We start from the raw sequence: 9,017 nt of genomic DNA, 5'->3' as shown, positions 1-9,017 counted from the left end.
CCGCTCTTGCGGTGGGGGCGCTCGCTGTGCGGACGTCAGCCGGTGATCTCACCTTCGAACTCGGGGAAGTCGAGGCTGAAGTCGTCGCTGTTTCGCTGCACAGTCACCACGATCTTCTTGCCGTACTTCGTCTCGAGGGCGTTGTCGTCGGTCTTCGTCGCGCTCACGCCGGGAGCAAGCCGACCCTCGAGCGGCTGGGAATCCGTGGCGAACCCGGTCGTGGCCGCCTCGCCGCCATTCGTCGCTCCCTCGATGAACACCGACAGGTCATCCAGCTTCACGGGCGCCTCGCCGCCGTTCGTAACCTTCACCTTGACCCGGAACTCCGTCTGCGCCGGATCGTCGGTGGCGTAGTCCTCGTCAGTGAACTGCGTCCACTCCTTGGCCTCCAGAACGGATACCTTAAGCCCGTCCGGCCATGTGTACGACTCGCCGAACTTCAGACCCGTCAGCTTGCCCTCTGTGCCGTCCCCACCGGTGCCGGCCTCACCAGAGCAGTGCTTCATCCATTCGGCCTGGTCGAGAGTCTGGTCCGTGCAGTCGACCTTCTCGCTAGGCGTGGCCGTGGCTGGCGGCGTACTCGCCGCGGCCTTCTCGCTGCTGCCGCCACCGCATGCGGTGAGTGTCGCCAGGAGCAGGGCAGCCGTCGCTGCGGTAGCGCGAACGCGCATGAGTTCCCCCAAGGTTGAACGTCGGAACACGGTAAAGCAGGTGTGGGGGAGATGTGTGCAGGAGTCACCGAGTCGTGACACGACCGCGCCCCGCCCTCCTTCTTCGGCATGGGAGCGGGGCGCTTCGTTGTGTCGTCACTTCTTCAGGAGACGGCCAAGCATCCAGGCACCGCCCGGTGCGATGACGAGGAAGGCGACGGATGCGGCGGCGAAGCGGGCCCAGCCGAGTTCGCCAGGGAGGACGATGGCCGCGAACACGCCGAGGGCGACGACGACCGGGACGAAGAAGCTGACGTTCGTGCGGGCCGAGCTGTCCACGGCTACTCCTTCAGGCCGCTGTGGCCGTCCTTGGCTTGGTGGCGACGGACGCTGGCGGGCGCGCCCCGGTATCCGCAGACACACTCCTGCCAGCCTGCCTGCTCCACAGCCGCCCCGGTGACGGAGTGCTGGGGGCCGTAGCCGTGGGCGTGAAGGAAGTGGGGCACGCTGCCCTCGTACTTGAGGGCGATGAGCGCGGACTCTGCGGTCTTGTCGTGGCCTTGGGCGAAGAACTTCCCGAGGCCGACTTCCTTTCCGCAGCCGCACCAGCAGTTGCCGGTGGGCAGGAGGCGGGGCTTGCTCACTGCTGGCCCTCGGCTTCCACGGTCTCGACGATGTCGAACGAGACATCGGCATCCTCGGTCGCTGCCAGGAACGCCCCTGCGGCCTCGCTTGCGGTGTCGGCCTCGCTGTAGACGGTAAGGGTCATGCGGTAGGTAGGCATGAACTCAAGATAGCAAGTCAAGACTTGAAGTCAAGAGTGTGCGACAAGACTGGAGTGGAAGGTAGCGCATAACGTTCCCTGAAGCGCTGGCCATTGAGGGCGACGGCCCTCGATAACATGCCATATCGCGGGCGAAAAAACGGTACAATTAGACATGCCAGAAAGCCCTCTCGAACAACCCACTCAGTCCGCTGACGCGCTCTACACCGCACTCGGGCAACGCATCCGAGCGGCCCGCGAAGCGCGCGGCCTGAACCAGTCCACTCTTGGGGCTGCGATCGGCATCGGACGATCCTCCGTGTCCAACGTCGAAGCTGGACGGCAGCACCTCGCCGTCCATCAACTCGTCGCAGCTGCGCAGGCTCTCGGCGTTGATCCGGGCGATCTGCTGACGGGCCCGCTGCCGGATATGACCCGGCCGTCTCCTCGGCCTGCCTCAATCGCCAGGCCGTTCTGGCTCCAGCGTGACCGTGACGTCACGGGAGCATCAGGAACCGGCGTCGTCGCACACGGCACGCTCTGGCCCGATGGCACCGCCTCTGTCCGCTGGACAGGCGAACGGCGCTCAACCGTCTTCTGGGATTCCATGGACGACGCGGAAGCCGTTCACGGGCACGGCGGCCATACCCGGATCATCTTCGCCGACGAGGGGGTCAACGGATGAGCACCCGCCCACCGCTGATAACTGATCACTGGTTCCGGCCTGGACCCGTGAACCCCGATGGCACAGACGGCTACTGGATCTGCGATCGCTGCGGCCAACACCGAGGCGACCACCTGCAAGTCGAAGGGCACTGGCTGAAGCCGCTGCATGCGTTCGTCCCTCAGGCGAACTTGCGGCCGTCGCACTGCCGGACCTGCGGCAGGCATCACCGTCACACGACGCACACCCCATGGGCGTGGAAGCAGTTGGAGGTCACCGAATGACCGACCTCGCGCCGCTCCAGCCGGACGCCACCCCTGCCGTCCACGACGCCGCGACACTCGCCGTCCTGCACGCCATGGAAGAGGCAGCCGAGAAGCACCTCGACGCCATCCGCCCCCACAACACCAAACGCAGCTACGCCAACGACTGGGCACTCTGGGAGGAGTTCCACGGGTGGCTCGCCGAACGCACTGGGCAGCCGCTGCCGTTGACCGCGGTCACCAAGGGCACGCTCGTCGGGTTCGTCGTCTGGCTCGATACCATCAAACTCGCCGCACCCAACAGCATCGACCGCCGCATCACCGGCGTCACCGTCACCGCGCGGAACGAGCACGGCATCGAAGTCCCCAAGGCCGCCACAGTCGCTGCCCGGCAGGCCCTCAAGCCGCTGAAGAACGACCCCGAACGCATGGCGCGCGGCCGAGGCAAGGCTGCCGCCGCCACCCCCGAACAACTCCGGCAGATGAACGCCGCCGTCGCCGACGGACTCACCGGACTCCGCGACCGCGCCCTCTGGCTCACCGCCTTCTCCATCGCCGGACGCTCCGCCGAAGTCGCCGCCCTCCGTGCCGAGGCGATCGTCCACGTCAGTCAGGGCCTGGAGGTTCACGTCCCGGCCGTAAAGGGCCGCCCACCCCGGGACGTCGTTGTCCACGAAGGCAAGAACGTGGACACCTGCCCCGTCCGCGCCTGGCTCACCTGGCGCGCCGCCGCAGGCATCACGTCGGGGCCCGCCTTCCTGCCCATCACCGTCCACGGCCGCCTCGGCAACCGCGCCCTCTCACCCGAAGCCGTCCGCGAAATCATCGCCCGCAACGCCGAACGCGCCGGACTGTCCGTCCGACTCACCGGCCACTCGATGCGGGCCGGATTCATCACCACCAGCCGCCGAGCCGGGAAGCGTGAAGAGAAGATCCGCGAGCAGTCCGGGCACGCCGAGAACAGCCCAGCCTTCTGGGGCTACATTCGGGAGGCCGACAAGTGGACAGACGCCGCGAGCGAGGACATCGGCCTCTGAGCACGACAACGCCCCCGCAGCGATCCAGCTGCGGGGGCGTCCTGCTGTCCGGGGCTTAGCCCCAGGCGGTGTCGTCGCTCATGATGCCTCCCCATCGGTGCGGCCACGGTACGCGGAACACCACCGTCCTGTCAGGAGGTCGTGCCACACTGGCCGCAGGCCCCGCCGGGCTCCCCCGTCTCGGCGGGGCCTGTCACGTTTCGAGCAGCCGGGCCAGCCGGTCTCGTGCGGCAGCGGCGTCACCGTCTTCATCCGGCGCCTTCTCCAGTGCCCGCAGCGTGGCGCGGGCCTGGCCGCCGTTGAGGAGCAGGGTGTAGACAGCTTCGCCGTCGGCGAGCTCAACGAAGGCATCCTCGAATCTCTTCACGATCAGGGCAACGCTCTGCAGCGAGAGGAATCACGGCGGCCCTACCCCTCGAGGAACCCGAGCTCCGAGTCGGGCCGGCACGCCCCGCAGGCTTTGACCCCGTCGGCGAGCGCCCGCAGCGCCTCGTCCCGCCGTATGCCCCGGGTGCGCTTCCCCGCGTTCCAGCAGTCACCGACGTGCACCTGCACCGCCGGGCTGTCCCGGTTGAGGCCGAGCTCGATCAGCCAGTCGGGAGGCGCCGGCCGCCGCTCGATGCCGGTCTGCCGCTCCGCCTCCCGGGTCTCGGCCGCCGCGATGGCCCGCCGTACCTCGTCGAGGAGGAGTGCGAGGAACGTCTCCAGGGTGCGGAGGCGGGGCAGGTCGGGCGGCAGGTCGGGCATGTGTTCGATTCTATGGCTGTCGGTGGCGTCTGCCATCCTTGGGTCATGGCGGACCGCGAACTGATGCCCATTGACTGGCTGCACCATCTGAGGAAGCGGACGGCGGAGCGAGACAACGAGATCGTGCACAACATGTTGCAGGTGCCGGACTATCCGCCGCTGCCTGAGTGCCCGACCTGCGAAATCGAGCCCGAAAAGATCACCAGGCGTGCAGCCGATCTTCCCCACGATGGGCTGCTCGTCGACTTCGCCCCGTGCGGCCACCGCTTCGAGGTCCCAGCGTCCGAGCTCCTGCGTGGCTGACGCTCCCGGCCGTTACCACCTCACCCTGACCCGCGACGGCCGCCCCGCCATGCACGGCTGGTGGGGGAGCGAGACGGTGGCCCGCGGCCGACTGCGCGGCTGGATCGGCGACTGGGGCGGGCCCGGCGCCCGCATCACCCTCGTCGATGAGGGCACCGGCGCGACGTTGACGACCTGGCCGGACGAGGCGTGACCGTCTGTCATTCTGGCGGCATGGATGAACGCCTCTCTGCGGCACTGTCCGCCATTCAGCGCGTCGAGGAAGTGCTCGACGTTCACGCCGACACCGAGTGGGCGCGGCGCCCGGAGACGCAGGAGATCCGGGACGCGATCGCCGACATTGACACGATGGACGGCGCCTGGGATCCCAGGGTCGGCGGCGAAGCGACCGCCGGCACCTACGTCCTGTCGACGCGGCGCCCCGGCGCTGTCAGTGGCCCCTCGTAGAGTGGCCGCATCATCCCGACGAGCAAGTCGGGTTTGCTCTGGCCCCGCCGCGGCGTGATGCACCGAGGCGGGGCTTGCTGCTGTCAGCCCTCGGCGGGTGCCCGAACCGCAGAAATGCGGGTCCCTGGACCGCCCTGGCCGAGGGCCGCCATGCTGGTCGCCGACCACTCTGGGGAGGGACCGCATGACGAGACAGCCCGGCGACGATGAATGCGCCCCGCTCACGCGCCGACTGGCCGAACTGCTGGAGCTACGAGGCCACGGCTGGAGCTACGACGAGATCGGCGCCGAGTACGGCCTGCAAGGGACCACGGTGCGCGCGTACCTCCGCCATGCACGCCTCCTCCTGGGCGCCGGCACTGCAGACGAGGCCATTCGGGACGCCGCCCGCCGGGGCATCATCGAGCTGGGCGGACAGGGGCAGCTGCACCCGCGGCCCCAGGGTCCGCGCTGGGCCATCCCGGAACCTGCGTCGGTCGCGATTCGCTTCGTGGGCGGCCCGGCTGACGGCCGCACTCTCGCAATCCCCGGCAGCGAACCGCCTCCGCTGTACCGGATCCCCATTACCCCGTCGATCGCCGAGTCGTCCATGGCCAGCCTGCTCAGTCCCGAGCCGTCGCGGGCGGCCGAATACGAGCCGCTTCGAGACGGCGGCCAGTTGCGCCGTGCAGACGACGGCGCCTACCTGTACGAGCATCGGGCCGCTCCGCTGAACCTGGAACAGCGGCGTTCGGTGGAACGCGCCCGTGAGGAGGCGGGGGCTGCGCGGCAGCAGCGGGACGCCGAGTTGGACGAGGCGTGGCGGCGGATCCGCGAAGAGCGCCCGCATTACCCCGCGGACTGGCGCGACCTGTCCTAGCCCTCCGCGTGCCGCACGGCCTTCTTGAGCGCCATCTCCACGGTGTACCGCGACAGCCCGGCCGCTTCGGCGTGCGCGGTGATGGCGTCCTGCACGGCGTTGGCGGTGGCGACGGTGAGCCGCCCGGCCTGATGCTCCTCCCAGGCGGCGCGCTCCAGGGCTATCAGGGCGTCGGGGAACTCGATGTCGCTCACGAGCGGATCCTACGTGGCCAGATCCCGCCTTCCAACCTTGCATCACGTGCTGCATAGTTGTGGTGTGACAGACGAAAGACCGCCCGACCTTTGGACCATCGACGACGTCGCCGCCTATCTCGGCATCCTGCCGAGCAGCGCGCGCGGCGCCCTCTCACGCATGGGGGTGCGAGCCCACAGCTTCCGCCCCCACCCCCAGAGCCACCGGGCACAAGCTCTGTACGACCCCGAGCAGATCCGGGCCGCGAACGCCGAAAGGCCCGGACAAGGAGCCCGCACCGACAGGAGAGACACATGAACGTCGGCAACATCAGCCGCCCGGAGCGCCCGCACGAGACAACACCCACGCCCATCCTCAAGGGCGCCCTCGCTCGCGCAAGCCAGGACGCGCAGCGTTACGCCCAGACCGGGCCGAAGGCGCACGAGGATGTCTGCCACCTGCTGGCCGATGAGTACCTGGAGGAACTCGGGGAGAGGGGCGAACTGTGACGAGCTGGCACGCGAAGCCCCCGGTATGCAGGAACTGCGGCAAGGAGATCGCGAACAAGGGCCAGCCATCCATGGGCGGCAACCACGAGATCCTCTGGATGCACGTGCCGGGCGGAACGGTCTGTGACCCGCAGCAGGGAGCGGACAGCCAGCGTGCCGAACCCGCCGTCCAGGCGGGCGAGATCTGGTATTCGATGATGGGAGACGCCAACTACCTCGTTCTCAAGGACGGGCAACTGGGGGCCTACGCCATCGAGGTGGAAGAGTATCCGACGTCAGGGCAGTGGCATCCCGTTCCGGGAGAGTCCAGGGGGTGGCTGACCATTCAACAGCTGACTCAGTACGGAGCTCTCGTGGGGCACCAAGAGCCCACTGTGTAGACACTCGGGAGGCGCCGCCCGAAGCCCCGCCATCGTGCGGGGCTTCGTCACGCGGCCTCGACGACGTCCCCGCGCTCCACCCGCCGCAGCTCCGCACACAGCCGCCCGTACTCCTCCCGCTGCTCCGCCGTCAACGGCACCGCCGGGTGCGACCACAGCGCGCGAATGAGCTCGTTCAGCTCGGCCGCAGACCGCGACGGCGGGGGAGTGGTGGGCATGGCGAGATCGTAGCCGCCGGGTCTGACAGCGGGCTATGAAACGGCGCCACCCAGCCGCTGCTGCTGGCCGCCCAGCCGGAACCCGTGAATGCTCACACCGGCCCGCTGGGCAACCGAGACGGCGTCATCCTTCGACAGAGGACTGCCCGCCGGCGAAACGAACAGCGGGCCCGCGTCGCGGTCTCCGATCAGCTCCCGCAGCATCCCAGCTGCCTGCTCACTGAAAGGCACGGTGCGGGGCTCGCGCTCGCGCTTCGGGAAGTCCACCGGTGCTGTACGCGCTGCCAGGTCAACGTCTCGGACGTCCAGAGACAGCAGATCCCCCAGCCGCAGTTCGCCCTCTCGCAGCAGTGCCCACAGGGCGCGATGGAGGAGCGGGATCGACTCGTCGGCGATGAGGTGACGGTAGTCCTCTTCGTTGATGGCGTCAGACATGGGGTCAGTCTGCCCGAGCAGGGCGCGCTACGGGGCGGACTTCGGCGGCTGGCCGACGTAGGTGCCGCGCCCCTGCACCTTCCACACGACCTGCTCCTCGACGAGCACGTCAAGCGCGCGCCGCACCGTCGTCCGCGCGATCCCGTACTCCTGCACGAGCCGCGTCTCGGACGCGATCGGCCGACCTTCCGCCCAGTCGCCGCGCGCGATCCGCGCCTTCAGGATCTCGGCGAGCTGCCGGTACGGCGTGACAGGACCCTCGTGGTCGATCTCTGCATCCGGATCTGTGGCCATGATCCGAAGCTAGGCAGCGCCCTACATGTCAGCATCTCCGGCTACGTATCGATACGTCGCGAGACAGGCCGATACAAGTCGGGCTAGCCTGCAATTGCACGCAGGACCCCCGCGACCGCGGACACGGCCCGGGGGCATGGCCCACGCTGACAGGAGCGCAGGCATGGACGAGGGTAGAGACCACCCAGCCACCGCGGGAAGCGGGCCGCCCATAGCCGGCGACCTTCCGCCCATCCAGCGGGCCTACCGCAGGTACGTCACCCACTTCCTCAAGTGCTGGGGCTGCCGTGACCTCGACCGCCGCTGCGGCGAAGGCGAGCAGTTGTGGCGGGCCTACGAGGCGATCGGTGAGGCCACCGGGCGGCAGATGACCGCCAGCCGAGGCAGCGACTCGGGGGTCAACCGGACGGCGGGAGAAGCTCGGCCGGCGGCACCTCCAGCGCCCGGGCGAGGAGCAGCAGGTCCGCATAGCGCGGGTCGCTGACGGCACGCTCGTACCGCTGGATGGTGCGCCGCTCGACTCCCATCCGGTCGGCTAACTGGTCCTGCGAGAGGCCGAGGGCGCGGCGGCGAGCGGCGATGCGGATGCCGAGAGCGAGCTGTTCTTGACGGACCCAGTCGGGGCGGGGGTTGCGGCGGGCTGGCACTCGACAAACCGTTGAGGGAAGTCGATCATGTGTCAGTACCTAAACTGTCGCTCTAGGCCCTCTCCTCCACTCCAGCCCTGCGGCGATCTGGCATATGCCGCAGGGCTCGCTGTAGTGTGCAGAAACCGAACACATGTTCACCTGATTGAGTGAACGGTGCGTGACCTGGGTGTTCGCGCGGGCGCAGCGGGCACCTGCGCTATGCGCCCCCCACGCAACCCGCACCACCCCCTTAGGAGACGCGATGGAGCGCCAGCAGATCCTCGACCTGTACGAGTGGGACGACGGCGTCTGCTTCCGCCACCCCGAACGGGGCCCGATCCCCACCGCCTGCGTCAAGCTCCTCCACCCACGCGGCGCCGGCCAGCACGAGGTACGCGCCTGCCAGGACTGCGTCATTGCCATGGAAGACATAAGGCGCGAGGCCGCCGCCCGGGCGGGGAGCGAGTACGAGCCGGGGCACATCGGCGAGTGCCTGGAGTAGGGCGTTCCCCCAGCTCCGGGCGCCTTCCTGGAGCGATTTTCCGGGGAGAATCTGGGGAGTGAGGCTAGGCGGGGAGTGGCAGGGGAGATCCATCCATCACCATCTCGTCGCCACTCGTCTCAACTCGTCGCCATTCATCGCAG

At 68.7% G+C, this 9,017-nt stretch carries 21 protein-coding genes; 10 read left to right on the top strand and 11 right to left on the bottom strand.

Going from position 1 to position 9,017, the window contains the following annotated elements:
• Positions 1-35: 35 nt before the first annotated feature.
• The 4 genes from ACIBL4_RS19735 to ACIBL4_RS19720 form a co-directional block, all read right to left on the bottom strand.
• A complete protein-coding gene (locus tag ACIBL4_RS19735; RefSeq protein ID WP_399411734.1) occupies positions 36-671 on the bottom strand; it encodes a hypothetical protein in 636 nt (211 codons plus the stop codon).
• A 135-nt stretch (positions 672-806) separates the two neighbouring features.
• The gene (locus tag ACIBL4_RS19730; RefSeq protein ID WP_399411732.1) at positions 807-989 is read right to left on the bottom strand and encodes a hypothetical protein; all 183 of its coding nucleotides are present in this window, start codon (positions 987-989) and stop codon (positions 807-809) included.
• Between the two features lie 2 nt (positions 990-991).
• Positions 992-1,294: a hypothetical protein gene (locus tag ACIBL4_RS19725; RefSeq protein WP_399411730.1), complete on the bottom strand. Its 303-nt coding sequence runs from the start codon at positions 1,292-1,294 to the stop codon at positions 992-994.
• Complete coding sequence (locus ACIBL4_RS19720; RefSeq protein WP_399411728.1) at positions 1,291-1,434, bottom strand: hypothetical protein; 144 nt, start codon at positions 1,432-1,434, stop codon at positions 1,291-1,293. The genes ACIBL4_RS19725 and ACIBL4_RS19720 overlap by 4 nt, the downstream gene beginning before the upstream one ends.
• A 154-nt stretch (positions 1,435-1,588) precedes the next feature.
• Between ACIBL4_RS19720 and ACIBL4_RS19715 the strand changes: the two genes are divergently transcribed.
• Together ACIBL4_RS19715 and ACIBL4_RS19710 are read left to right on the top strand one after the other, a co-directional pair.
• Positions 1,589-2,098 carry a helix-turn-helix domain-containing protein gene (locus ACIBL4_RS19715; RefSeq protein WP_399411726.1) on the top strand — a complete coding sequence of 170 codons (510 nt, stop codon included), beginning with the start codon at positions 1,589-1,591 and terminating at the stop codon, positions 2,096-2,098.
• A gap of 259 nt (positions 2,099-2,357) precedes the next feature.
• On the top strand, positions 2,358-3,377 hold the full coding sequence (locus ACIBL4_RS19710) for a tyrosine-type recombinase/integrase (protein WP_399411724.1): 1,020 nt from the start codon (positions 2,358-2,360) through the stop codon (positions 3,375-3,377).
• 193 nt (positions 3,378-3,570) lie between these two features.
• Here the strand turns inward: ACIBL4_RS19710 and ACIBL4_RS19705 are convergent, their stop codons facing one another.
• Both ACIBL4_RS19705 and ACIBL4_RS19700 read right to left on the bottom strand, forming a co-directional pair.
• Positions 3,571-3,744, bottom strand: coding sequence for a hypothetical protein (locus tag ACIBL4_RS19705; protein ID WP_399411722.1), 174 nt, complete (start codon positions 3,742-3,744; stop codon positions 3,571-3,573).
• Between the two features lie 41 nt (positions 3,745-3,785).
• Complete coding sequence (locus tag ACIBL4_RS19700; protein WP_399411720.1) at positions 3,786-4,124, bottom strand: DUF6233 domain-containing protein; 339 nt, start codon at positions 4,122-4,124, stop codon at positions 3,786-3,788.
• A gap of 45 nt (positions 4,125-4,169) precedes the next feature.
• On the opposite strand from ACIBL4_RS19700, the gene ACIBL4_RS19695 reads away from it, so the two are divergent.
• From ACIBL4_RS19695 to ACIBL4_RS19680, 4 genes are all read left to right on the top strand, one after another.
• Positions 4,170-4,427: a hypothetical protein gene (locus ACIBL4_RS19695; RefSeq protein ID WP_399411718.1), complete on the top strand. Its 258-nt coding sequence runs from the start codon at positions 4,170-4,172 to the stop codon at positions 4,425-4,427.
• Positions 4,420-4,620 carry a hypothetical protein gene (locus tag ACIBL4_RS19690; RefSeq protein ID WP_399411716.1) on the top strand — a complete coding sequence of 67 codons (201 nt, stop codon included), beginning with the start codon at positions 4,420-4,422 and terminating at the stop codon, positions 4,618-4,620. Before ACIBL4_RS19695 ends, ACIBL4_RS19690 begins: the two co-directional genes overlap by 8 nt.
• A gap of 20 nt (positions 4,621-4,640) precedes the next feature.
• A complete protein-coding gene (locus ACIBL4_RS19685; RefSeq protein WP_399411714.1) occupies positions 4,641-4,874 on the top strand; it encodes a hypothetical protein in 234 nt (77 codons plus the stop codon).
• 184 nt (positions 4,875-5,058) lie between these two features.
• Positions 5,059-5,733 carry a hypothetical protein gene (locus ACIBL4_RS19680; protein WP_399411712.1) on the top strand — a complete coding sequence of 225 codons (675 nt, stop codon included), beginning with the start codon at positions 5,059-5,061 and terminating at the stop codon, positions 5,731-5,733.
• Here the strand turns inward: ACIBL4_RS19680 and ACIBL4_RS19675 are convergent.
• Complete coding sequence (locus tag ACIBL4_RS19675) at positions 5,730-5,927, bottom strand: hypothetical protein (protein WP_399411710.1); 198 nt, start codon at positions 5,925-5,927, stop codon at positions 5,730-5,732. The two genes, ACIBL4_RS19680 and ACIBL4_RS19675, sit on opposite strands and share 4 nt — an antisense overlap.
• Positions 5,928-5,991: 64 nt before the next feature.
• Here ACIBL4_RS19675 and ACIBL4_RS19670 point away from each other — a divergent pair, with 64 nt between their 5' ends.
• The 3 genes from ACIBL4_RS19670 to ACIBL4_RS19660 are packed head-to-tail and all read left to right on the top strand — an operon-like array spanning position 5,992 to position 6,796.
• Positions 5,992-6,225 carry a hypothetical protein gene (locus ACIBL4_RS19670; protein ID WP_399411708.1) on the top strand — a complete coding sequence of 78 codons (234 nt, stop codon included), beginning with the start codon at positions 5,992-5,994 and terminating at the stop codon, positions 6,223-6,225.
• Positions 6,222-6,416, top strand: coding sequence for a hypothetical protein (locus tag ACIBL4_RS19665; protein ID WP_399411706.1), 195 nt, complete (start codon positions 6,222-6,224; stop codon positions 6,414-6,416). The genes ACIBL4_RS19670 and ACIBL4_RS19665 overlap by 4 nt, the downstream gene beginning before the upstream one ends.
• Positions 6,413-6,796 carry a hypothetical protein gene (locus tag ACIBL4_RS19660; protein WP_399411705.1) on the top strand — a complete coding sequence of 128 codons (384 nt, stop codon included), beginning with the start codon at positions 6,413-6,415 and terminating at the stop codon, positions 6,794-6,796. The genes ACIBL4_RS19665 and ACIBL4_RS19660 overlap by 4 nt, the downstream gene beginning before the upstream one ends.
• Before the next feature lie 47 nt (positions 6,797-6,843).
• On the opposite strand, the gene ACIBL4_RS19655 is transcribed toward ACIBL4_RS19660, so the two are convergent.
• From ACIBL4_RS19655 to ACIBL4_RS19640, 4 genes are all read right to left on the bottom strand, one after another.
• Positions 6,844-7,014, bottom strand: a complete 171-nt coding sequence (locus ACIBL4_RS19655; RefSeq protein ID WP_399411703.1) for a hypothetical protein — start codon at positions 7,012-7,014, stop codon at positions 6,844-6,846.
• A 33-nt stretch (positions 7,015-7,047) separates the two neighbouring features.
• Positions 7,048-7,449 (bottom strand): tyrosine-type recombinase/integrase, encoded by a 402-nt coding sequence (locus ACIBL4_RS19650; RefSeq protein WP_399411701.1) that lies wholly within the window; start codon positions 7,447-7,449, stop codon positions 7,048-7,050.
• A gap of 27 nt (positions 7,450-7,476) precedes the next feature.
• Positions 7,477-7,743 carry a GntR family transcriptional regulator gene (locus tag ACIBL4_RS19645; protein WP_399411699.1) on the bottom strand — a complete coding sequence of 89 codons (267 nt, stop codon included), beginning with the start codon at positions 7,741-7,743 and terminating at the stop codon, positions 7,477-7,479.
• A gap of 398 nt (positions 7,744-8,141) precedes the next feature.
• A complete protein-coding gene (locus ACIBL4_RS19640) occupies positions 8,142-8,390 on the bottom strand; it encodes a helix-turn-helix domain-containing protein (RefSeq protein ID WP_399411697.1) in 249 nt (82 codons plus the stop codon).
• A gap of 244 nt (positions 8,391-8,634) precedes the next feature.
• Between ACIBL4_RS19640 and ACIBL4_RS19635 the strand changes: the two genes are divergently transcribed.
• Positions 8,635-8,874 carry a hypothetical protein gene (locus ACIBL4_RS19635; protein ID WP_399411695.1) on the top strand — a complete coding sequence of 80 codons (240 nt, stop codon included), beginning with the start codon at positions 8,635-8,637 and terminating at the stop codon, positions 8,872-8,874.
• The last annotated feature ends 143 nt before the right edge of the window (positions 8,875-9,017 follow it).

The sequence above is a fragment of the Streptomyces sp. NPDC050416 genome, assembly GCF_044458845.1.
In the GTDB taxonomy this organism is placed as follows: domain Bacteria; phylum Actinomycetota; class Actinomycetes; order Streptomycetales; family Streptomycetaceae; genus Streptomyces.
Note: the sequence above shows the minus strand (reverse complement) of the source record. Positions and strands in the feature narration are given on the sequence as shown.

Excerpts from the sequence above, each read along its gene's own strand:
- ACIBL4_RS19710 (WP_399411724.1), top strand. The coding sequence starts at position 2,358 with ATGACCGACCTCGCGCCGCTCCAGCCGGACGCCACCCCTGCCGTCCAC.
- ACIBL4_RS19695 (WP_399411718.1), top strand. The coding sequence starts at position 4,170 with ATGGCGGACCGCGAACTGATGCCCATTGACTGGCTGCACCATCTGAGG.
- ACIBL4_RS19665 (WP_399411706.1), top strand. The coding sequence starts at position 6,222 with ATGAACGTCGGCAACATCAGCCGCCCGGAGCGCCCGCACGAGACAACA.
- ACIBL4_RS19735 (WP_399411734.1), bottom strand. The coding sequence starts at position 671 with ATGCGCGTTCGCGCTACCGCAGCGACGGCTGCCCTGCTCCTGGCGACA.
- ACIBL4_RS19655 (WP_399411703.1), bottom strand. The coding sequence starts at position 7,014 with ATGCCCACCACTCCCCCGCCGTCGCGGTCTGCGGCCGAGCTGAACGAG.
- ACIBL4_RS19635 (WP_399411695.1), top strand. The coding sequence starts at position 8,635 with ATGGAGCGCCAGCAGATCCTCGACCTGTACGAGTGGGACGACGGCGTC.
- ACIBL4_RS19715 (WP_399411726.1), top strand. The coding sequence starts at position 1,589 with ATGCCAGAAAGCCCTCTCGAACAACCCACTCAGTCCGCTGACGCGCTC.
- ACIBL4_RS19645 (WP_399411699.1), bottom strand. The coding sequence starts at position 7,743 with ATGGCCACAGATCCGGATGCAGAGATCGACCACGAGGGTCCTGTCACG.
- ACIBL4_RS19720 (WP_399411728.1), bottom strand. The coding sequence starts at position 1,434 with ATGCCTACCTACCGCATGACCCTTACCGTCTACAGCGAGGCCGACACC.
- ACIBL4_RS19685 (WP_399411714.1), top strand. The coding sequence starts at position 4,641 with ATGGATGAACGCCTCTCTGCGGCACTGTCCGCCATTCAGCGCGTCGAG.
- ACIBL4_RS19700 (WP_399411720.1), bottom strand. The coding sequence starts at position 4,124 with ATGCCCGACCTGCCGCCCGACCTGCCCCGCCTCCGCACCCTGGAGACG.
- ACIBL4_RS19650 (WP_399411701.1), bottom strand. The coding sequence starts at position 7,449 with ATGTCTGACGCCATCAACGAAGAGGACTACCGTCACCTCATCGCCGAC.
- ACIBL4_RS19680 (WP_399411712.1), top strand. The coding sequence starts at position 5,059 with ATGACGAGACAGCCCGGCGACGATGAATGCGCCCCGCTCACGCGCCGA.